Origin of the sequence: Achromobacter kerstersii, from assembly GCF_902859595.1 — a bacterium.
GTDB lineage: Bacteria > Pseudomonadota > Gammaproteobacteria > Burkholderiales > Burkholderiaceae_B > Achromobacter > Achromobacter kerstersii.
The window spans coordinates 17392-38304 of the sequence record NZ_CADIJQ010000014.1 but is presented as its reverse complement, the minus strand read 5'-3'; the positions used below and the strand labels follow the sequence as shown (position 1 = coordinate 38304).

Genomic DNA, 20913 nt, shown 5'->3' with positions numbered 1-20913 from the left:
GGGTTTTGTTTTAGAAGCAGCAGCGATATTCCAAATTCGGATCAGGAAGAATGGCCGCGGCGCTCTTGCGTCAGGCGGCGCGCCTTGTTCCAGCGCCACGCCCACATCACCCAGCCCGACAAGCCGTACAGCACGAACAGGCCAAACAGCACGACTGGGGGGTCGCTGGATACGAACACGAATACGGCCACCACCAGCAAGATGCCCCAGAACGGCACGCTGCGGCCCAGCGCGAAACTCTTGCCGCTGAAGAACGGTGCGTTCGACACCATCGTGATGCCCGCGTACATGGTCAGCGTGAACGCCACCCAGGCCATCAGGCTGTCATGGATGGGCAGCTTGTTGTCCACCGCCAGCCACACAAAACCCGCCACCAGCGCGGCCGCGGCCGGGCTGGGCAAGCCCTGGAAATAACGTTTGTCGACGACGGCGATGTTGGTGTTGAAGCGCGCAAGGCGCAACGCCGCACCCGCCACATACACAAAAGCCGCCAGCCAGCCCCAGCGGCCCAGATCGTTCAAAATCCATTCGTACATGACCAGCGCAGGCGCGACACCAAACGACGTCATGTCGGACAGCGAGTCGTATTGCTCACCAAAAGCGGACTGCGTGTTGGTCAACCGGGCGACACGGCCATCCATGCCGTCCAGCACCATGGCCACGAAAATGGCGATGGCGGCGACTTCGAAGCGGTCGTTCATGGCTTGCACAACGGCATAGAACCCCGCGAACAGCGCTGCGGTGGTGAATGCGTTGGGAAGCAGGTAGATGCTTCGGTGGCGGTTCTCGGAATCGCGCATGGAAAAATTGGGCATAGTCTCAATAACTTACAACGGACTGTGAAAGGTTAACCCATCTGGCCCCGCTTGCGGGACAGAGCAAGCCGCGTGCCTGCGCAAAAAAGCCAAGAAAAAAGCGGCATGCCCTCGCAGGCATGCCGCTTTTGACCGGCGCGGCGCGGAGCATGGCCCCGCGCCTGGGCGCATCGATCAGTTCTTGGACTTGTCCACCAGCTTGTTGGCGGCGATCCAGGGCATCATGGCGCGCAGCTTGCCGCCCACTTGCTCGATCTGCGATTCCGCGTTGATGCGGCGGCGCGAGGTCAGCGTCGGGGCGCCGGCGGTGTTTTCCAGGATGAACTTCTTGGCGTATTCGCCGGTCTGGATGTCCGTCAGGCACTGGCGCATGGCCTTGCGGGTTTCGTCCGTGACGATCTTCGGGCCCGTTTCGTACTCGCCGAACTCAGCGTTGTTCGAGATCGAGTAGTTCATGTTGGCGATGCCGCCTTCATAGATCAGGTCGACGATCAGCTTCAGTTCGTGCAGGCATTCGAAGTACGCCATTTCGGGCGCGTAGCCGGCTTCCACCAGCGTGTCGAAACCGGCCTTGATCAGTTCGACGGTACCGCCGCACAGCACGGCTTGTTCGCCGAACAGGTCGGTTTCGGTTTCTTCGCGGAAGTTGGTTTCGATGATGCCGGCACGGCCGCCGCCGTTGGCGCTGGCGTACGACAGGGCCACGTCACGCGCGGCGCCCGACTTGTCTTGGTACACGGCCACCAGGTGGGGCACGCCTCCACCTTGCTTGTACGTGTTGCGCACCGTGTGGCCCGGGGCCTTCGGGGCGATCATGATGACGTCGATGTCTTCACGCGGCACGACCTGGCCGTAGTGGACGTTGAAGCCGTGAGCGAAAGCCAGGGCAGCGCCGGCCTTGATGTTGGCGTGCACTTCGTTGTTGTAGACCGAAGCGATGTTTTCGTCGGGCAGCAACATCATGACGATGTCGGCGGACTTGACGGCTTCAGCCACTTCCTTGACTTCCAGGCCGGCGTTGGCGGCCTTGTTCCACGAAGCGCCGCCCTTGCGCAGGCCGACGATGACCTTCACGCCCGACTCATGCAGGTTCAGCGCGTGGGCGTGACCTTGCGAACCGTAGCCGATGATGGCAACGGTCTTGCCTTTGATGAGGGACAGATCGCAGTCTTTGTCGTAGAAAACTTTCATGGTTGTGCTCCAGATTCCAGTATTTTGGATATTCGATTAATTCAGATGTAGGGTGCGGCTTGGCCTGGAAGGCCGGTCAAATCTTCAAAATCCGTTCACCGCGTCCGATGCCGGACACGCCGGTGCGTACGGTTTCAAGGATGGCACTGCGGTCCAGGGCCTCCAGGAAGGCCTGTACTTTTTCCTGCACCCCGGTCAATTCGATGGTGTAGGACTTGTCGGTCACGTCGATGATGCGGCCGCGGAAAATGTCCGCCATGCGCTTCATCTCTTCGCGTTCCTTGCCAACGGCGCGCACCTTCACGAGCATCAGCTCGCGCTCGATGTGGGCGCCTTCGGTCAGGTCCACCACTTTAACGACATCCACCAGGCGGTTCAGGTGCTTGGTGATCTGTTCGATGACCTCATCGGAACCGGTCGTCACGATCGTCATGCGCGACAGCGTGGAGTCCTCGGTGGGCGCCACGGTCAGGGTTTCAATGTTGTAGCCCCGCGCGGAAAACAGCCCCACCACGCGCGACAGCGCGCCGGGTTCGTTCTCGAGGAGGACGGAAATCACGTGCTTCATGGTGGCCTCCTTACAGGTCTTCAGAGCCAAGCAGCATTTCGGTCAGCCCGCGGCCAGCCTTGACCATCGGCCACACGTTTTCCGTGCGGTCGGTGATGAAGTCCAGGAAGACCAGGCGTTCCTTGTGCTTGCCAAAGGCTTCGCGCAGCGCGGGTTCGACATCCGCCGGACGCTCGATGCGCAGACCCACGTGGCCATAGGCCTCGGCCACCTTGACGAAGTCGGGCAGCGAATCCATGTAGGACTCGGAATAGCGCGAGCCGTAATCGATCTGCTGCCATTGCCGGACCATGCCCAGAAAACGGTTGTTCAGGCAGACGATCTTCGGCGTCAGGCGGTATTGATGGCAGGTCGACAGTTCCTGGATGTTCATCTGGATCGACGCTTCGCCGGTGATAACGGCAACGTCGTGTCCCGGGTTGGCCATCTGCACGCCCATCGCGTACGGCAGCCCCACACCCATGGTGCCCAGGCCGCCGGAGTTGATCCAGCGGCGCGGCTTGTCGAACTTGTAGTACTGGGCCGCCCACATCTGGTGCTGGCCCACGTCGGACGTGACGAAGGCGTCGCCGCCCGTCACTTCCCAGAGCTTTTCCACCACGTACTGCGGCTTGATGACTTCGTCCGAGTTGGCGAACTTCAGGCATTCCTTGCCACGCCAGGTCTCGACCTGCTCCCACCACTTGGTGATGGACGCGGGCTTGTGCTCGGCGGCCGCCACTTCATATTGGGCGGACAGGTCGGCCAGCACATCCTTGACGTTGCCCACGATCGGGACGTCCACGCGCACGCGCTTGGAAATCGACGACGGGTCAATATCAATATGGATGATCTTGCGGGCGTTCTGGGCGAAGTGCTTGGGGTTGCCAATCACGCGGTCATCGAAACGGGCGCCAATGGCCAGCAGCACGTCGCAGTGCTGCATTGCCATATTGGCTTCGTACGTGCCGTGCATGCCGGGCATGCCCACGAACTGGCCGCTGCTGGCCGGGTAGCCGCCCAGACCCATCAGGGTGCTGGTGCACGGCGCGCCCAACTGCGACACAAGCTTGTTGAGCTCGGGCGCGGCGTTCGACAGGATGACCCCGCCGCCCGTGTAGATCATCGGCCGCTCGGCGGCCAGCAGCATCTGCACGGCTTTCTTGATTTGCCCCTGGTGGCCCTTGTTGACGGGCGCGTAGGAACGCATCGAGATCTCGCCCTTGGGCGGCGTGTACTTGCACTGCGCGACGGTGATGTCTTTGGGGATATCCACCAGCACCGGGCCGGGACGGCCCGTGCGCGCAATATAGAACGCGCGGCGCATGGTTTCGGCCAGGTCCTTGACGTCACGCACCAGGAAGTTGTGCTTGACGCAGGGACGCGTGATGCCGACGGTGTCGCATTCCTGGAAGGCGTCCTCGCCGATGGCCGCAGTGGGCACTTGCCCGCTGATGATGACCATGGGGATGGAATCCATATAGGCGGTGGCGATGCCGGTGACGGCATTGGTCACGCCCGGGCCGCTGGTCACGAGGCAGACGCCAACCTTTTGCGACGAGCGCGAATAGGCATCGGCGGCGTGCACGGCGGCTTGCTCGTGACGAACCAGGATATGCTGAAATTTGTCTTGCTTGAAGATCGCGTCGTAGATGTAAAGCACTGCGCCGCCGGGATAGCCGAAAACGTGTTCCACGCCCTCATCGGCCAAGCAGCGCACGACGATATCGGCGCCATTCATTTCCATGTTGTATTTCCTTTCAGTACCGGCCCTGCAACCCTGACTGTTGCTCGCCCGGATACGGCGGCAACGGAACCCATACCGGCTACGACAACATGATCCGGCGCTTAGCGGCTCACGGAGCCACGCCACCCGGACACCTTGCCGACCCGGCACACGCTCGACAGAACGCAGTGCAAACGCCCCTTGGGGACGCTGGAGGTCGAAATGGAAGCTTTGGCAACACACGCTTGTGGCGCGGCCAACAGCAGGTATCACTGCGGCAGGATGGCTGGGAGGTGACCCTGACCAACTTGCCTCAACGCGCCGGTATCGGATAGGCAGACCGACGCAAGAGATGGAATTTACCGCGTTGCGTCAAAGGTAGCAAATCGGTGTTTCCGGACCGTTGCATGGGCGACGCAGACGGCCATCAGAGACAGTCCGGCAGCCATCTGCCCCCAAATCCAAATGCTCCCTTGCTTCGCGCCGTTTGGGTGCGCTTTGCCAGCCGGGAAAGGCCCGAAGCGCAGGGCGCATCTATATACTTGCCGCATCGCGAGAATTAGGCCCCGCCCCATGGATTTGCGCATTGCCAGCATTCGCCGTTTCCTCTACAGCCACTACTTCTTCGGAGGGGTGCGCCAGGGGGTCGGCATGCTTTTGCCCGTGCTGGTGCTGGGCGGCCTCTTTGGCAACTACACGACGGGCCTGGTCGCCACCTTCGGCGCGCAGTGCCTGGCCATCATCGACCAGCCGGGCGGGCCACAGCGCCATCGCACCAACGAAATGCTGGGCGGCGCGGCGCTGGGAACCATCACTGTCATCATCACGGGGCTGGCGTCCACGCATCCCGTCCTGATCTGGCTGGTGGTCATTGCGCAGTGCTTTGTCTATTCAATGTTCACGGTGTTCGGCAAACGCGGCGGGCTGATCGGCTTTGCCGGCCTGCTGCTGATGACCTTGACGATGCATTCGCCGCTGGAACCGCACGAAGTTCTGGCGCACGCCGCCGCCACCTTGGGCGGCGCCCTGTTCTACGTGGTCTTCAGCCTGGGCTTTTCGCGCCTGTTCTGGCTGCGCGAAGAGCAGCAAGCCATGTCGGTGGCGCTGTTCGCCACGGCCGACTACGTTGCCGCCCGCGCCGCCTTCTACGATGAAACGTCTGACCTGGACGAAGCCTACCGCACGCTGATCCAGCGCCAATCCGTCATGACGGAAAAGCACCAGGCCGCGCGCGACATGGTGCTGCGCGCCCTGCCCCGCGGCAAAGGCCTGGGCGACCGCCAGCGCGTGATGATCTGGAACATGTTCGTCGACATGCTTCAGTTGCTGGACACGCTGGTCGCCACGCATACCGACTACGCCACCTTGCGCCGCACACTGGCCGGCAACGACTGCCTGATGTTCATGCGCGACGCGCTGGTGAAGATGTCGCTGGAACTGAACCGCATCGCGCTGGATGTGTCGCGCGGCCGGCAGGTGCAATACCGCAGCAGCGCCAAGGCCGAACTGCGCGCCATCGAATACGAAATCGAACAGCTCAAGCAGCAAGGGCTGGGCGAACGCGAACCCGAAATGCTGGCGCTGATCATCCAGGTGCTGCGCCGTCTGCGCAATTCGGCCCGCATCGTCGACCGCCTGGCGGACCACACCGCGGCCTCGCCGGATGCCAAGCCCACGGACGCCCTGCGCATCAACAAGTCCTTGACGCGATTCATCTCGCGCCAGGAATTCCGCTTTGGTCTCTTGACCAGCAACCTGCGGCTGGACTCCCCGCACTTCCGATATGCGCTGCGCGTGACGGCAGCGGCCGCCATTGCCATGACCCTGGCCAGCCGCTGGCTGTCGCCGGAATTTTCCGCGCACAACTACTGGATCATGCTGACCATCGTCATCATCATGAAGCCCGGCTTTGCGCTGACGCGGCAACGCAATGGCTGGCGTCTGGGGGGCACGCTGATTGGCTGCATCTGCGCGCTGCTGCTGTTCAACGTAACCGACCGGCCCGAAATCCTGTTCGCCGTGCTCTTGGGCGCGTGCGTCATGGGCAACAGCCTGGTGCAGCTGAACTACATGGCCAGCGCCATTTTCAACACGCTCTTCGTGGTGCTGGTGTTCCACTTCGTGTCGCCCGGCACGGTGTCCATGGCGGTGATTGGCGAACGCGCCATCGACACGCTGCTGGGCTGCGCGCTGGCGCTCGTTTGCAGCTACATCCTGCCGTGGTGGGAGGCGCGCTATCTGAAGCCCCTGGCGGCCGCCGCCACGCGCGCCAATCGCGAATACCTGCTGGCCGGCCTGCGCTATGTGGAAGCGATGCAATCAAACGGGGTGGCCACGACGGGGCCGGCTTCTGATGTGCCTGCCGTCATTGACGCCGACTTGGCATGGCGCCTGGCGCGCAAGAACGTGCACATTGCGTTCAGCAACTTTGCCGAAGCGTTCTACCGGATGATGAGCGAACCCAAGTCGCACCAGCTGAGCGTGCCGGAGCTGAACAACCTGCTGATCCAGAACCACGTGCTGGCCTCGCAGATCACAGCGGCAATTCCCATCCTGGCGGCGTTGCCCAAGACGCCCGAAGCCGTGCAGCTGGCCCTGAATGGCATGGTCGATCTGCTGGACGAAAAGCGCCCGCAGATCGCCACGACGCTGCCCACGCAATTCGACACGGAAGGCGAACAAGCCGCGCTGGCCTATCCGCTGAAACAGATGTTGAAGGCGTCACACATGATCCGCCAGGAACTGCAAGCGCTGGCTGACCCGACGCACGCGCCCCCGGTTGCCGCCACGGCGTAAAGCAAAGGCATCAACGCGCGCAGGACGAGTCAAGCGCGCGTTAATGCGTAGGTTGGGTAAAGCGCACGCAATCCGCGCTGAACCCATCACCCCATCAATCCGCCAATTTCCGGCGGAACACCAGCTTGTCTTCCGTCGACGCCGACGCGTCGTACGCATAGCCTTCCAGATCAAAGCCTTGCAAGCCTTCGGGCTTCGCAACCTTGTGCTGAATGGCATAGCGGGCCATCAGGCCGCGCGCGCGCTTGGCGTGAAAGCTGATGATCTTCCACGCGCCGTTCTTCCAATCCTGGAACACGCACTGCACCACGCGCGCCTTCAGCGTCTTCAGGTCGACCGACTTGAAATACTCTTCAGACGCCAGGTTGACGATGACCGGCGACTTCTTGCCTTCCTGACGCTCGTTCAGGTAGGCGGCGATGGTCGACCCCCAGTACTCGTACAGGTTCTTGCCCTTGGGCGTTTCCAGCCGCGTGCCCATTTCCAGGCGATACGGTTGCATCAAGTCCAGCGGGCGCAGCACGCCGTACAAGCCGCTGAGGATGGCCACGTGTTCTTGCGCCCATTCCAGCTGCTTGGCCGACAAGGTGGACGCGTCCAGCCCTTCGTACACATCACCATTGAAGGCCAGCACGGCCTGGCGCGAATTGGTCTGCGTGAACGTGCGCTTCCAGTGCGCGTATCGCTGCACGTTCAGCTCGGACAACGCCGGGCTCAGGCTCATCAGGCCGGAAATATCTTCCGCGGTCTTGGTCTTCAGCAACTTGATCAGGCCGGCAGCCTGATCCACAAACAGCGGCTGGGTGTGCGTCTCGATGTGCAGCGGCGAGTCGTAGTCCAGCTTCTTGGCGGGAGAAAGCAACAACAACATTCGGGGATTCCTTTATTAACGCGCCGTCCAGCCGCCATCGACGGAGACGGACGTTCCAGTGATTTGCGCCGCCGCATCCGAGGCCAGGAACACGGCGGTGCCGCCCAGTTGTTCCGGCGTCACGAATTGCAGCGACGGCTGTTTCTCGCTGAGCAGGTCGCGCGCGGCGGTTTCCTGATCAACACCATTCTTTTCCGCCAGCGCGGTAATCTGCTTTTCCACCAGCGGGGTGCGAACCCAGCCCGGGCAGATCGAATTGGCGGTAATGCCCTGGCCGGCCGTTTCCAGCGCCGTCACCTTGGTGAAGCCCACCACGCCATGCTTGGCGGCCACATAGGCCGACTTGTTGGCAGACGCCACCAAGCCGTGCGCCGACGCGATATTGATGATGCGGCCGAAACCCTGCTGCTTCATATGCGGCAAGGCGGCGGCGGTGCCGTGGAACACGGCCGACAGGTTCAGCGCCAGAATGGCGTCCCACTTCTCGGCGGGAAAGTCTTCGATCAGCGCGGTGTGCTGAATGCCGGCGTTGTTGACCAGGATGTCGATGCGGCCCATCTGGCGCACGGTGTTCTCGACCAGCTCGCGCACGGCGGCGCCTTTGGACAGGTCGGCGCCATCGTAGATCACCTTCACGCCATGCTTGTCGGCCAAGCCGGCGCGCACTTTCTCGATCTCGGCCGCATCGCCAAAACCGTTCAAGACGATATCGGCGCCTTGTTGGGCGAAGGCCGTGGCGATACCCAGACCGATGCCGCTGGTGGAACCGGTGACAAGGGCGACTTTTCCTTTGAGCATGAGCATTCTCCTGTGATCTGGCAGGTAGGCGGGAAGCAAAGCGGGTTCAAGTGTAGCCGCCCGGCAAGACGGCAATCATGCCATGCCCCCACGCGGCGCGGGGTCAAACGGGAGGCTTGTCTTGGGCGGTGGACGCAGGCGGCCTACCGGCATCGATGGGAGCGGCCACGAGCTCGACCGAGGGCTCGACCACAGGCCGGGTCACGTGGTCTGCTGCGGGCTCTGCCGCAGGCTCTACCGCAGGTCCTGCTGCGGGCTCTGCCGCAGGTTCTGCCGCGGGCAGGTCCGCCATGCCGCCCAGCCGTTCGGGCACGCGCTCCAACAGCTTGATCAGCACCGGCACCACGCCCATCGACACCGCCACCACGACCGACAACACATCGCGCTGCTCGATGTTCACCAGATGGTTGTCCCAGGCTTCGTTGAAGATGGCGAAGCTGAACTCGCCGCCTTGCGCCAGCACCATGGCAAACAACAGGCGGTGATAGCGCGGCAGGCCCAGCGCGCGCGCGAACCCGTACAGCACCAGCGCTTTCACGACCAGCAAAGCGGTGACGCCGGCAATGATGAACGACCAGTGATCGGCCACGACCTTCAAATTGATCGACATGCCGATGGCCAGGAAGAACAGGCCCAGCAGCAAGCCTTTGAAAGGCTCGATGGCTTTTTCCAGATCGTGCCGATAGCGGGATTCGGCCATCAGCACGCCCACCAGAAAACCGCCGAGGCCCGCCGACAGCCCGGCATAGTCAAACAACTGCGCCGCCCCCACCACCATCAGCAAGGCGGCCGCAGTGAACAGTTCATTCAGCTGCGCCTTGGCGGCCCAGCCCAGCAACCGCAATTGATAAGCCAACGCCACCACCGCCACGGCGATCAGCGCTTCCTTGAACGACGGCGCGGATGTGCCGTCCGAGCCCAGCAGGCCAGCGGCCACCAGCATCGGAATCGCCGCCATGTCCTGGAACAGCAAGACCCCCAGCGCCGAACGGCCCAGCGGCGTTCGAGTCAGCGTGCGTTCGTCCAACAGCCGTAACGCCACCGCTGTGGACGACAAGGCCAGCGACAGCCCGCACAGCACCGCCGCCTGCCATTCCATCCCCGCTATGTGGCGCAGCGCCGCGCCAAAGACCAGCCCAAGCAATAGGCCGCAGACAAGCATCTGCAAAGATCCCAGCAGAAAGACCTCGCTGCGCATGGCCCACAAGCGTTTGGGCGACAACTCCAGCCCGATGATGAACAGCATCATCACCACGCCCCACTGCGAGACGTCGATCATGGTGTCGACATTGGTCACGAGCTTCAGGCAGGACGGCCCGATCAGCACCCCCGCAATCAGATAGCCGGGGATGGCGCCCAGCCCCAGGCGCTGGGTGATGGGCACGCAAAGCACCGCGGCAAGCAGAAGGATAAGGATCAGGTTCATGGAGGCGATTCTGGGCAAAGATCCACGCCGCCGGAAGATCGGGATAAGCCCTTGTGAAGATTTTTTCGCACCCCCTTTACACAAGCGAAAAAATTCCTGTAGAATTGCGGGCTTCGCTGCTCCAACAACGAAGATCCTTCCGACCAGGGATCTTTCCGTGAAGCCTCTTTAGCAACACCAAGAGACAACACCGTTTTGGAACCCAGCCACGGAGAGGTGGCAGAGTGGTCGAATGTACCTGACTCGAAATCAGGCGTACGGTATCCCCGTACCGTGGGTTCGAATCCCACCCTCTCCGCCAGTATTCAAGAACGAAGCCCCTGAGAAATCAGGGGCTTTTTTCTTTGTGCTGCGGCGTAAAATGACCCATTCATTGATCACAGGACGAGTCATGATTGCAGAGCAAGAAGTCCTTGCCCGCCGTGCCGTGGTGAATAGCGCACTGGCCAGTCAACGCATGGAAGGCCTGGAGCCGGACGCACAGGTCATCAAAGATGCCGAGTTATGGGCGTCGGGCGAAAAATCCCTGGATGACGCCATTGCCGAATACAAGGCGCGGCTGGGCCTCAATCGATCCGAGAAATGAAATACACCGGGCAGGACGGAGATCCCTACCTCGACAAAGGTACGGGGATACTCCGCAACCTTCTGGGTATCAAGGATCAGGCTGCACTCGATAAGGCCGAGTCCAGCCTGTCATTTTTGCAGGCGACCAAACTGCGCGAGCAGCCCGTTGACGGCAAGTTCGACCTGGCGCATCTGCAGCAAATCCATCGGCGCTTGTTTGGCGACATCTACGACTGGGCGGGGGAAATCCGTCAAGGCGAGATTCAGAAAGGCGACACGATGTTCGCTCGTCACCTGATGATCGACAGCGCAGCCCGGCAATTGTTTCAGCAGCTTGCCCAAGAGCGCTACTTGCAAGCGTTGGATGCTGAGCATTTCAGCCATCGCGCGGCTTACTACCTTGGTGAAATCAACGTGCTGCATCCGTTTCGCGAAGGCAATGGACGTACGCAACGGGAGTTCATTGGACAACTGGCGCGTAACGCGGGCTATGACATTGACTGGACTGGCATCAGCCAGGCCGAAATGATTCAGGCGTCAATTGACGCCTATAACGGCCATACGGATAGCCTCGCCCGCCTCATTCGGCAAGGCATCCGTTGCTGATTGGGTCAAGGTCAGGGCCGAAGGGCGACAGCCCCCGTCATTGTTAACGATCGGCCCGTCGTGACCCGTTCCGTGCCACGCCCCATTCCCCCTCCTCCCGGCAACTTGAACGCACTGACCGCGCGCGTCAGTTCTGCTGCCTGATCCTGCATCGACCCGGCGGCCGCCGCGGCTTCTTCGACCAGTGCGGCGTTCTGTTGGGTGACTTCATCCATCTGCGACACTGCGCGGTTCACCTGTTCGATGCCGTCGGCTTGCTCGGCGGACGCGGCGGCGATTTCGCCCATGATGTCGGTTACGCGCTGCACGGAGCTGACGATTTCCTGCATCGTCGTGCCGGCGCGTTCGGCGCTGACGGAGCCCTGGCTGATCTTCTGCACCGTATCTTCGATCAGCGTCTTGATTTCCTTGGCCGCTTGCGCGCTGCGTTGCGCAAGCGTGCGGACTTCAGCGGCGACGACGGCGAAGCCCTTGCCTTGTTCGCCTGCGCGGGCGGCTTCAACGGCGGCGTTCAGCGCCAGGATGTTGGTCTGGAAGGCGATGCCGTCGATCACCGACACGATGTCGGATATCTTGACCGAGCTGGAAGATATTGCGCTCATCGTGCTGACGACTTCAGACACGGTGGCGCCTCCACGGGAAGCGGTGTCGGACGCGGCCGCAGCCAACTGGTTGGCCTGGCGCGCGCTGTCGGCGTTTTGCTTCACCGTGGCCGAGAGCTGCTCCATCGACGCCGCGGTCTCTTCCAGCGACGCTGCCTGCTGTTCAGTGCGCGACGACAAATCAGTATTGCCCGCCGCGATCTCGCCCGAGGCGGACGCCATGCTGTCCACGCCCGTGCGGATGCTGGCGACCGTGCCGGCCAGGTTGGCGTTCATGGATTCCAGCGCCTGCATCAGCTGGCCGATCTCGTCGCGCGAGCGCACGGTGATGGTGCTGGTCAGGTCATTGGCGGCCACGGTTCGGGCGACACGCACCGCGTCGGACAAGGGCCGGGTGATGCTGCGGGTCAACAGAATGGCCAGCAGCAGGCCGCTGACCAGCGCGATGGACCCAATCGCGATCATCCAGAAATTCGCCACGCCATAAGCGCTTTGGATATCCGCCGCGCTCGCGTCGATTTCCGCGCGCTGCAAGTTCGTCAGCTTGGTGATCTGATCAATGAACTGACGCGTGGCGGGCAAAAATTCCTGCGTGAAGACCCGGTTGGCGGCGTCCACATCGCCGTCCTGCTTGGCCTTGAAGATGGCGTCGCGCGTGCGCAGGTAGTCGCCGCGGGATTTGCGGATGCCTTCCCACAATTGCTTTTCTTCGTCGGACTCGATCAGCGGTTCAATCTTCTGCTGCAACGCCGAGGAATTTTTCGTGGATGCCGCCGCCTCTTCGGTGAAGAAGCCGGCCAGGCTGGCATCGGCGCTTTTGGCGATGGCGGTGGTTCGGGTGACGCCGGTCTGGATGTTGCGCGCCCAATCGCTGATCAGGCGTTCCTTGATCAGCGACCGCTGCGTCACGGTTTCCACCGAGTCGTTGATGTTCGCCAGGCTGACCAGCCCGACGATGCTCATGATGATGATCATGGCGAGCAAGACGGAAAAGCCACCCGCAAGACGGGTTCCAAGCTTCATATTCTTCATACTGCCTCCAGCATCCAACCAGGCGCTTGAATGCGGGCTTCGGCAGTTGCGAGAGCGCCGGACAAAAGCCGCCGCCCCTTGCAAGCCAGACGCCCGTAAGCCCCTGGATGATCCGCCCCCAAAATATTGGTGTTCGTTGTGTCAAAAAAGCGCCGCCGGAGAAGTCGGATTCGAGGATTCTCTCAACGGTCCGGGAAATGCTAGCAGCCCGGATTTGACCGGCAAGGGGCGAAATGGGGAGTGTTTTGGCACAAGCTCCCGCGTTTGCGTAACTGGCGCTGCGGCCAATGCGAAGGCGAAAAAAAAGCGGCCATCACGGCCGCCTAGGGTTTCAGTCCGCGACCGTTGGCCGCGCAAGCTGGAACAAGTCTGTACTGCGTGCATACCAGCCGCTGCCGTGCATGCGGGCAACCAGCCCCATCTCGGCGGTTTTCACGTAACCGCGTTCGGCGTCCTGCACAAAAGCGTCGTCCACATGCGCGCCCAACACCCGGCCAATGACCACGACTTGATGCGGGCCGGTCACGATCGTGGCCTGACTGACGCATTCCAGCGACACCGGGCTGCCCTGGATCAACGGCGGACGCACATGCGCCGCCGGCAACCCGGTCAACCCGGCCTTGGCCAGCTCGTCGACGCCCGGCGGGTAGTCGGCGCAGGTCTGGTTCATTTGCTGCATCAGCGATTCAGGCACCAGGTTCACCACGAACTCGCCGTTCTCGATGATGTTGGCGCTGGTGTCCTTCAAGTCGCCGTTGGCGCGGCGCATCAGGCCGATGGCCACCGTGGGCGGTTCATGGCCCATCACGTTGAAGAAGCTGAACGGCGCCGCGTTGACGCACCCGTCGCCCGAAATCGTGGTGACCCACGCGATCGGGCGGGGGGTGACGGTCGAGGTCAACAGCTTGTAGACCGTCTGCGAAGGCAAGGCGCTGAAATCAAAATGCATGGCTTAAGGCTCCTGCTGGCCGCCCGCGCCGATGGCGGAGACGGCCCGCTTCTCGCGGGTGTCGACCTGAAGCTGGAACACGTCCGGCCGCGCGTAGTGGCCCGACACGTCAAAGTCGTACTTGCCGCGCAGGATCTGGTTGGGGTTGATGTCGGCATACAAGATGGTTTCGTCCGAAAAGTCCGGGCCGGCCAGCACTTCGCCCAAGGGGTCGATGATGGCGCTGCCGCCGCGCATCAGCACGGTGTCGGGCGCATCGCCTAGCGCGCATTCGAAGTCTTCCGGATACGCGTTGCGGCGCAGATGCTGGCAAGCGGTCAGCACATAGCAGCGGCCTTCCAGCGCGATGTGGCGCATGCTGGGAATCCAGCTGTCGCGGTCGTCTGCGGTGGGCGCGCAATAGAGCGCCACGCCCTGGCTGTACATATACATGCGCAGCATGGGCATGTAGTTTTCCCAGCAGATGACGGCGCCGATCTTGCCGTAGGGGGTGTCGAAGACGGGCATGGTCGAGCCGTCGCCAAAGCCCCAGATCAGCCGTTCGCCTGCGGTGGGCATCAGCTTGCGATGCTTGCCGATCAGCCCGGCGTCGCCGTTGAAGTACAGCACGGTGCAGTACAGCGTGCCGCCGTCGGCTTCGATGCAGCCCATGACCACGAAACTGCCGGTATCGGCCGCGGCCTGCGCCACCACGGCGACTTCCTCGCCGTCCAGCCGGATGGCCTGCTCGTGGTAGCTGGCGAAGGCGTCACGGCCTTCGGGCTTGCGCATGCCGATGGGCGCGCCAAATGAATTGCCCTTGGGGTAGCCGCCCAGAAAGGCCTCGGGGAACACCAGCACCCGGGCGCCCTGCTCCGCCGCCTGGCGGATCAGCGAGGCCGCCTTGTGGGCGCAAGCAACGCTGTCGGTCGGGATGGACGCTGCCTGGATGACGGCAGCCTTGAATTGCGATGGCACGGACATGTCTCTCCTCGCTGTTTTAGTGGATGGGGTCTTCATCAATGGCTTGGGCGCGGGTGTTCGGCAGGAACAGGCTGCCGATGACGCCCACGATCACCATCACGACGACCGGGTACATCAGGCCGCCGAAAATATTGCCGCTGGCTTGCGCCAGGTACGTGGCGGTAAAGGGCACGATGCCGCCGAAGATGCCGGCGCCGATGTGGTACGGGAAGGATAGCGCGGTGTAGCGGATGCGGGCCGGGAACAGCTCGACCAGATAGGACGCGACCGGGCCGTAGACCATGGCGACCACCGCCGTCATCAGCACCAGGATCAGGATGATGGTGGCGCGGTCAACGCGGGCGGGGTCGGCGCGGTCGGGGTAGCCTGCGGCGGTCAATGCCTTGGCGTAGCCGGCGCGGTCGAAACCGTTGACGGTGACGCCGCCCACGCTCATCGCGATGTCCTGCCCCGGCAGGGGTGCTGCGTATTCAAAGTTGATGCCCTTGCCGACCAGGAATTTCTTGGCCTGCACGCACACCTTCTTATGGTCGGCATGGCTGCCGATCATGGCGGCTTGCAAACCGAAGTCGCACGCGCCGCCGCTGGTGTCGGCATGCACGCGCACCGGCGTGCTTTGCATAGCTTGCGCCAACGCCGGGTTGCCGGCTTTGAGCAGCACGTCGAACATCGAGTGATACCCGATGGCGGCGATGAACAGGCCCGCCATCATGATCCACTTGCGGCCGATGCGGTCAGACAGCCAGCCAAACAGCACGAAGGTCGGCGCGCCGATGATGAAGCCGATCAGGATCAGCGTGTAGACGCTGGTCTGGTCGATCTGCACGGCTTGTTGCAGGAAGATCATCACGTAGAACTGGCCGGTGAAGTAGGTGGCGCCCTGGCCGGCCGTCACGCCAATCAGCGCCAGCAACACCAGGCGCAGGCTGGACCACTGGCCAAACGTTTCCTTGATGGGATTCTTCGACAGGCGGTTCTGCTGCTTCATCCGCGTGAAGACGGGCGATTCATGCAGCTTGGCGCGCACGTAGATCGAAATGGCCAGCATCACGATCGACAGAATGAACGGCAGGCGCCAGCCCCACTGGCGAAAATCGTCGGCGCTCATGGACGCCTGCGTGCACAGGATGACGATCAGCGACAGGATCAGCCCGGCGGATGACGTGATCTGAATCCAGCCCGTCAGCAGCCCGCGGCGCTTGGGCTCGCAGTGTTCGGCCACATAGATCACGGCGCCGCCGTATTCGCCGCCCACCGCCAGGCCCTGCACCACCCGCAGCGTCAGCAACAGAATCCACGACAAGTGGCCCGCCGACTCATAGGTGGGCAGGCAGCCGATCAACACCGTGGCGCCGCCCATCATCACCACCGTGATCAGGAAGGTGTACTTGCGGCCCCACTTGTCGCCCAGATAGCCAAACATCACCGCGCCCAGCGGCCGGATGATGAAGCCCACCGCCAGCGCGCCCAAGGCGGCCAGCAGCGCAACCGTGGGATTGTCCTGCGGAAACAGCACCTGGCTCATGAAGACCGCCAGCGTCCCGTAGATGAAAAAGTCATACCACTCGAACAAGGTGCCCAGCGTCGACGCCACGACGACCTGGCGTTCTTCTTTGCGGCTTAGCGTTAGCCCGGCCCCGGCCTGCGGCATTGCGATGTTTGCTTCCATGCTTGCTTTCCCCTGGTGTTTTTAATTGATACTGCTGTACGCATTAACTATTATCAAACTTAAAACCGGGCATCACAAAGCTGGGGGAAACCCGGAAAACGGCGGCGGCCGCCTGCGGGAACGCGCCCGAGCCGCTGCTACACTGCCGCCAAACACACAGTGGAGGCAGTGATGGCAAGGCCCGCCGGCAAGGTTGAAAAGAACACGGACAAGGCGCCAGCCGCTGCGCGCAGAGGCATCCAGTCGATTGAGGTGGGGTTCCGGATTCTGGACGTAATCCGCAAGACCGGCCGGCCGATGCCCTTGAAGGAAATCGCCGACGCCTGTGAATTGACGGTGCCCAACGTGCACTACTACCTGGTGAGCTTCCAAAAGGTGGGCGTGGTGCAGCAGCATGCCGACACCGGCCATTACGGCTTGGGCCCCTACGCGCTGCGGCTGGGCTTGGCGGCGCTGGAGCAATTCGATGTCTTCACGACCGCGCGGCCCATCATGGCCGAAGTCGCCGCCGTTACCGGGCACACCGTGTTCCTGGGCGTGTGGGGCAACAAGGGCCCCACGATCGTCTACCGCGTGGAAGGCAGCCGCAGCCGCCCCCTGCTGGAATTGCGCGTGGGCACGGTGATGCCGCTGCTGTCGTCCGCCCTGGGCCGCAATTTCCTGGCGCACCTGCCCGATGCGCTGACCCGTGATCTGCTCGAGCAAGAGCTATCGTCATCCCAGCCTGAAAGCCACGGCGGCGCGCCGGGCAATTCCTACACGCTGAAAGACGTGCAGGCGATACGCGATGAAGTGCAAAAGCACCACATCAGCCGCTGCCGCCACGCGCTGCTGCCGCACTTCACGTCGCTATCCGCGCCCATCTTCGACATGCTGGGCGAGATGACCGCGGCCATCACGCTGATGGGGCCGGTAGGCGCGATTGACGATGAACTGGAATCCGGCACCGCCCGCTTGCTGCGTGAAAAAGCCCGCTCGATCTCGGCGATGGCGGGCTGGGTGGAACCGGACGGGGACGCGCAGGCAGGCTGATCTGCCCGCCCCGGCGCATTCTGGCGTCAGCTTTCGACGACGATCTTCGCGTCTTTGATGGTCTTGGCGTACTTCTGCTGTTCCTGCGACATGAAGTCGGCAAAGCGCTGCACGCTGCCGCCGCCGTCTTCCGCCCCCACCTGCGCCAGCTTTTCCTGCACGTCCGCCATGGCCAGCACCTGGTCGATGTCGCGGTTCATGCGCTGAACCATGGGGGCCGGCATCTTGCTTGGCCCCACCATGCCAAACCAAATGCTGGCCTCGAAACCGGGGTAGCCCTGCTCGGCCACGGTCGGCACATTCGGCTGGCTTTTGGAACGCTGTTGCAGCGTTTGGGCCAACGCAATCACCTTGCCCGATTGCAGCAGAGGCGTGGCCGTGGTCATGCCTTCAAAGCAGTACTGCACGTGGCCGCCCAGCAGATCGTTCATCAACGGCGCCGACCCTTTGTACGGCACGTGCAGCACGTCAATGCCAGCGCGCGCCTTGAAGATTTCAAGCGCCAGATGCTGCGCCGACCCCGCCCCCGCCGACCCGAACACGATCTTGCCGGGCTGGGCGCGGCATAGCTTGACCAGATCAGGCAAGGTCTTGGCGGGCTGCGACGCGCCGCCGATCAGGATGGTGGGCGTCTTGCCCACCAGCGCGATGGGCGAGAAATCGCGGTCCACCGCGTACGCCAGCTTGGGTTGCAAGCCCGGCGCGATGCCGTGGCTATTCACATGCGCCATCAACAGCGTGTTGCCATCGTTGGGCTGGCGGGCCACCTGCTCGGCCGCAATGATGCCGGCTGCGCCCGCGCGGTTTTCCACGATGACGGGAATGTTCCACATGACGCCCAGCTTCTGCCCGAGCAGGCGCGCCAGCACGTCCGTGCCGCCGCCCGCCGGAAACCCCACCACGATCTTCACCGGCCCAGACGGCAGGTCCTGCTGCGCCCGCGCCGCGATGGGCAGGACGAGTCCTACGCCCAGCGCTGCGGCGCCGGTCATGAATTGCCTGCGTTGCATGCTTGTCTCCTCGCGCCGGCGTCCGTGGACGGCGGCTGGTTATGGAAGCAATGTCTGCTTCCGCGGTATCCGGCCATCTGACGCGGCCGGGATGCCGCCCTCCTTTACCTACGCTTGAATAAGAAAGCCACACCGCCCTTAACGGGCAACACGCGTCCACTTGCCGTAGCGTTCAACCATGCGCTCATCGAAGCCAAAGCCCAGGCCCGGGTCTTGATGCAGTACTACGCGGCCTTGCTTGTGCGTCAGTTGGCGATCAACCAGCTTGCGGAAATTCAGCACCTGGTCGTCCCAGAAGAATTCCACGTAGCGCGCGTTTGGCGTCGCCGCGACCAGCGGTGCATGCACGTCGTGGAACCAGTGCGGGCACACCACCACGCCGTAGCTGGCGGCGGTGGCGGCAATGCGCTTCCACTCGGTGATGCCGCCGCACACAGCCGCGTCCGTTTGTAAGATGCCGGCCGCGCCCTTGTCCAGCAATTCCTTGTGATACCAGCGGCCATAGCCAATTTCGGCGGTGGCGATCGGCAAGTGCGTCAGGCGCGCCAGCTTGGCGTGGCTGTCGATATCGTCCGGGCCAAAGGGTTCTTCGATGAAGTACGGCTCGTACTGTTCAAAGCGGCGGATGTATTGCATGGCCTGCGTGACGTCCTCCCAGGCGTTATTGCAATCCATCATCAATTCAACGTCCGGGCCAACGGCCTCGCGCGCGGCCTTCAGACGCGCCTCTTCCTCGCGCGGCGACAGGCGGCCCGTCTTCATCTTGACGGCGCGAAAACCCTTGTCCACATAGCTGGCCATTTCCTCGCCCAGATGCTGCGGGGTCTTGCCATCCAGGTAATAGCCGCCGCTGGCGTAGGCCGGCACGGTTTCCAGTTCCACCGCGCCCAGGAATTTGTGCAGCGGCAGGTTTGCCGTCTTGGCGTTCAAGTCCCACAGCGCGATGTCCAGAGCACTCAGCGCGCGCATCACCGTGCCTTGGCGGCCTTGCAGAAGCGCCTCTTGATACATGGACTGCCACAGCCCTTCGACGGCATGCGAGTCCTTGCCCAGCAGCACAGGGCCCAGCAGGCTTTGCACGGCCGCTTCGAAGATGGCCCCGCCTGCGCTGCCCACATAGCAAAAGCCGATGCCTTCGACGCCGTCGGTGGAACGGACTTTCACCAGGCCGTAGTGGCGCGTGGACACCGTACGGTTGGAAAACGAGGTGACTTTGTCCAGGGGGACGGCGGCGGCGCAGACGTCGATAGATTCAATGATGGGCACGGTGGGCTCCTTGGTAGCGGGAAGATGCTGAAGGCGGCGCCGGCGCGACGTGCGGCGGGCTACTCGCTCTGGACGTATTCTTCCCGCCGCCAAAGAAAACAACAATTATCGTCATCCATCTTTAGAATACGAAAAATCCATCTTCCCAAAAGGCTCGCCGTCGTGGACTCGCGCTTTCTGCAAACCTATGTGCATGTGGTGGAGCTGGGTTCCATCGCCCAGGCCGCCCGGCACCAGGGGCTGACGCCCGCCACCGTTCAGCAGCGCTTGCGCGCACTGGAGGCGGACGTGGGCAGCGCGCTGATCGCCCGATCCGGGCGCACCGTCAAACCCACGCCAGCCGGCATCCGCATCCTGGAACGGGCGCGCCACATCCTGCGCGATGTGCGCGACTTGCGCTCGGCCGCCAGCGACACCGAGCTGCCCGCCGGACCGCTGCGGCTGGGCGCCACGCCCACGGCGCTGACGGGCATCATGCCGCCCGTGCTGCGCACGTGGGTGGCGCGCCATCCCCACATCGAAATCTATATCGAACCCGCGCCCACGACGCTGCTGTACAGCAAGGTGCTGTCGGGCGAACTGGATGGCGCGCTGCTGGTGCATCCGCTGTTTACGCTGCCCAAGACCTGCGACTGGCGCGACCTGCGTCACGAACCGCTGGTGCTGGTCACGCCTGCCGACATGACGGTGCGCGATCCGCTGGCGATCCTCGCGCGCGAGCCCTACATCTGCTACGACCGCAGCGTGGTCGGCGGCAAGATGGCCGACGATTATCTGCGGGCGCGCAATCTGCGGCCGCACGTGCGGTTTGAACTGGATGGCATCGATTCCATCGCCAAGCTGGTGGCGGAAGGATTGGGGGTGGCGCTGCTGCCAGACTGGGCGACAACCGGCGAGGCGATGGCGCGCGTCAAGCGCTGGCCGTTGCCAGCGCCCTGCCCCGTGCGCACCGTCGGCGCCATCTGGCTGCGCGCCGGCGTGCGTTCGGAATTGATGCGGGCGTTTGTGGAGTTGACCGAGTCGCAGCTCGGCCTGTCCCGCCCTTAG

18 protein-coding genes and 1 tRNA gene are annotated in these 20913 nt (G+C 62.9%); 6 read left to right on the top strand and 13 right to left on the bottom strand.

Going from position 1 to position 20913, the window contains the following annotated elements:
• Positions 1–41 precede the first annotated feature (41 nt).
• The 4 genes from pssA to HV765_RS28430 all read right to left on the bottom strand — a co-directional run bounded on the left by pssA (position 42) and on the right by HV765_RS28430 (position 4354).
• Positions 42–815 (bottom strand): CDP-diacylglycerol--serine O-phosphatidyltransferase, encoded by a 774-nt coding sequence (pssA, locus tag HV765_RS28445; protein WP_054424315.1) that lies wholly within the window; start codon positions 813–815, stop codon positions 42–44.
• 174 nt (positions 816–989) lie between these two features.
• A complete protein-coding gene (gene ilvC / locus HV765_RS28440) occupies positions 990–2006 on the bottom strand; it encodes a ketol-acid reductoisomerase (protein ID WP_054424317.1) in 1017 nt (338 codons plus the stop codon).
• A 76-nt stretch (positions 2007–2082) separates the two neighbouring features.
• On the bottom strand, positions 2083–2574 hold the full coding sequence (gene ilvN, locus HV765_RS28435; RefSeq protein ID WP_006223608.1) for an acetolactate synthase small subunit: 492 nt from the start codon (positions 2572–2574) through the stop codon (positions 2083–2085).
• Between the two features lie 10 nt (positions 2575–2584).
• Entirely contained in the window at positions 2585–4354 is a 1770-nt protein-coding gene (locus tag HV765_RS28430) for an acetolactate synthase 3 catalytic subunit (RefSeq protein WP_276325552.1), read from the bottom strand.
• A gap of 498 nt (positions 4355–4852) precedes the next feature.
• Here HV765_RS28430 and HV765_RS28425 point away from each other — a divergent pair, with 498 nt between their 5' ends.
• A complete protein-coding gene (locus HV765_RS28425; protein WP_054424319.1) occupies positions 4853–7075 on the top strand; it encodes an FUSC family protein in 2223 nt (740 codons plus the stop codon).
• A 94-nt stretch (positions 7076–7169) separates the two neighbouring features.
• On the opposite strand, the gene yaaA is transcribed toward HV765_RS28425, so the two are convergent.
• From yaaA to HV765_RS28410, 3 genes are all read right to left on the bottom strand, one after another.
• On the bottom strand, positions 7170–7946 hold the full coding sequence (gene yaaA, locus HV765_RS28420) for a peroxide stress protein YaaA (protein ID WP_175171679.1): 777 nt from the start codon (positions 7944–7946) through the stop codon (positions 7170–7172).
• 15 nt (positions 7947–7961) lie between these two features.
• Positions 7962–8744, bottom strand: a complete 783-nt coding sequence (locus HV765_RS28415; RefSeq protein ID WP_054424323.1) for a 3-hydroxybutyrate dehydrogenase — start codon at positions 8742–8744, stop codon at positions 7962–7964.
• A gap of 103 nt (positions 8745–8847) precedes the next feature.
• Positions 8848–10170, bottom strand: a complete 1323-nt coding sequence (locus HV765_RS28410) for a cation:proton antiporter domain-containing protein (RefSeq protein WP_254600753.1) — start codon at positions 10168–10170, stop codon at positions 8848–8850.
• Between the two features lie 210 nt (positions 10171–10380).
• On the opposite strand from HV765_RS28410, the gene HV765_RS28405 reads away from it, so the two are divergent.
• From HV765_RS28405 to HV765_RS28395, 3 genes are all read left to right on the top strand, one after another.
• Positions 10381–10471: transfer RNA gene (locus tag HV765_RS28405), tRNA-Ser, on the top strand.
• Between the two features lie 60 nt (positions 10472–10531).
• Positions 10532–10756 (top strand): antitoxin VbhA family protein, encoded by a 225-nt coding sequence (locus HV765_RS28400; protein ID WP_245636351.1) that lies wholly within the window; start codon positions 10532–10534, stop codon positions 10754–10756.
• Positions 10753–11343, top strand: coding sequence for a Fic/DOC family protein (locus HV765_RS28395; RefSeq protein ID WP_175171678.1), 591 nt, complete (start codon positions 10753–10755; stop codon positions 11341–11343). The genes HV765_RS28400 and HV765_RS28395 overlap by 4 nt, the downstream gene beginning before the upstream one ends.
• Positions 11344–11354: 11 nt before the next feature.
• Here the strand turns inward: HV765_RS28395 and HV765_RS28390 are convergent, their stop codons facing one another.
• The 4 genes from HV765_RS28390 to HV765_RS28375 all read right to left on the bottom strand — a co-directional run bounded on the left by HV765_RS28390 (position 11355) and on the right by HV765_RS28375 (position 16558).
• Positions 11355–12977 (bottom strand): methyl-accepting chemotaxis protein, encoded by a 1623-nt coding sequence (locus HV765_RS28390; protein ID WP_254600752.1) that lies wholly within the window; start codon positions 12975–12977, stop codon positions 11355–11357.
• 331 nt (positions 12978–13308) lie between these two features.
• On the bottom strand, positions 13309–13926 hold the full coding sequence (locus HV765_RS28385) for a flavin reductase family protein (protein WP_054424331.1): 618 nt from the start codon (positions 13924–13926) through the stop codon (positions 13309–13311).
• 3 nt (positions 13927–13929) lie between these two features.
• Entirely contained in the window at positions 13930–14889 is a 960-nt protein-coding gene (locus HV765_RS28380) for a carbon-nitrogen hydrolase family protein (protein WP_175171677.1), read from the bottom strand.
• Between the two features lie 16 nt (positions 14890–14905).
• Positions 14906–16558: an MFS transporter gene (locus HV765_RS28375; RefSeq protein WP_175171676.1), complete on the bottom strand. Its 1653-nt coding sequence runs from the start codon at positions 16556–16558 to the stop codon at positions 14906–14908.
• A 171-nt stretch (positions 16559–16729) separates the two neighbouring features.
• On the opposite strand from HV765_RS28375, the gene HV765_RS28370 reads away from it, so the two are divergent.
• Positions 16730–17590 (top strand): IclR family transcriptional regulator, encoded by an 861-nt coding sequence (locus tag HV765_RS28370; protein ID WP_054424338.1) that lies wholly within the window; start codon positions 16730–16732, stop codon positions 17588–17590.
• A 26-nt stretch (positions 17591–17616) separates the two neighbouring features.
• On the opposite strand, the gene HV765_RS28365 is transcribed toward HV765_RS28370, so the two are convergent.
• The gene (locus HV765_RS28365; RefSeq protein WP_175171675.1) at positions 17617–18600 is read right to left on the bottom strand and encodes a Bug family tripartite tricarboxylate transporter substrate binding protein; all 984 of its coding nucleotides are present in this window, start codon (positions 18598–18600) and stop codon (positions 17617–17619) included.
• 138 nt (positions 18601–18738) lie between these two features.
• Positions 18739–19866, bottom strand: coding sequence for a mandelate racemase/muconate lactonizing enzyme family protein (locus HV765_RS28360; RefSeq protein ID WP_054424342.1), 1128 nt, complete (start codon positions 19864–19866; stop codon positions 18739–18741).
• 162 nt (positions 19867–20028) lie between these two features.
• Here HV765_RS28360 and HV765_RS28355 point away from each other — a divergent pair, with 162 nt between their 5' ends.
• A complete protein-coding gene (locus HV765_RS28355; protein WP_175171674.1) occupies positions 20029–20913 on the top strand; it encodes a LysR family transcriptional regulator in 885 nt (294 codons plus the stop codon).

What these genes read in the sequence shown, in the direction of transcription:
- HV765_RS28425 (WP_054424319.1), top strand. Translation starts at nt 4,853, where the DNA reads ATGGATTTGCGCATTGCCAGCATTCGCCGTTTCCTCTACAGCCACTAC.
- HV765_RS28395 (WP_175171678.1), top strand. Translation starts at nt 10,753, where the DNA reads ATGAAATACACCGGGCAGGACGGAGATCCCTACCTCGACAAAGGTACG.
- HV765_RS28370 (WP_054424338.1), top strand. Translation starts at nt 16,730, where the DNA reads ATGGCAAGGCCCGCCGGCAAGGTTGAAAAGAACACGGACAAGGCGCCA.
- HV765_RS28385 (WP_054424331.1), bottom strand. Translation starts at nt 13,926, where the DNA reads ATGCATTTTGATTTCAGCGCCTTGCCTTCGCAGACGGTCTACAAGCTG.
- HV765_RS28415 (WP_054424323.1), bottom strand. Translation starts at nt 8,744, where the DNA reads ATGCTCAAAGGAAAAGTCGCCCTTGTCACCGGTTCCACCAGCGGCATC.
- pssA (WP_054424315.1), bottom strand. Translation starts at nt 815, where the DNA reads ATGCCCAATTTTTCCATGCGCGATTCCGAGAACCGCCACCGAAGCATC.
- HV765_RS28380 (WP_175171677.1), bottom strand. Translation starts at nt 14,889, where the DNA reads ATGTCCGTGCCATCGCAATTCAAGGCTGCCGTCATCCAGGCAGCGTCC.
- HV765_RS28365 (WP_175171675.1), bottom strand. Translation starts at nt 18,600, where the DNA reads ATGCAACGCAGGCAATTCATGACCGGCGCCGCAGCGCTGGGCGTAGGA.
- ilvN (WP_006223608.1), bottom strand. Translation starts at nt 2,574, where the DNA reads ATGAAGCACGTGATTTCCGTCCTCCTCGAGAACGAACCCGGCGCGCTG.
- HV765_RS28375 (WP_175171676.1), bottom strand. Translation starts at nt 16,558, where the DNA reads ATGGAAGCAAACATCGCAATGCCGCAGGCCGGGGCCGGGCTAACGCTA.
- HV765_RS28410 (WP_254600753.1), bottom strand. Translation starts at nt 10,170, where the DNA reads ATGAACCTGATCCTTATCCTTCTGCTTGCCGCGGTGCTTTGCGTGCCC.
- HV765_RS28390 (WP_254600752.1), bottom strand. Translation starts at nt 12,977, where the DNA reads ATGAAGAATATGAAGCTTGGAACCCGTCTTGCGGGTGGCTTTTCCGTC.
- yaaA (WP_175171679.1), bottom strand. Translation starts at nt 7,946, where the DNA reads ATGTTGTTGTTGCTTTCTCCCGCCAAGAAGCTGGACTACGACTCGCCG.
- ilvC (WP_054424317.1), bottom strand. Translation starts at nt 2,006, where the DNA reads ATGAAAGTTTTCTACGACAAAGACTGCGATCTGTCCCTCATCAAAGGC.
- HV765_RS28400 (WP_245636351.1), top strand. Translation starts at nt 10,532, where the DNA reads ATGACCCATTCATTGATCACAGGACGAGTCATGATTGCAGAGCAAGAA.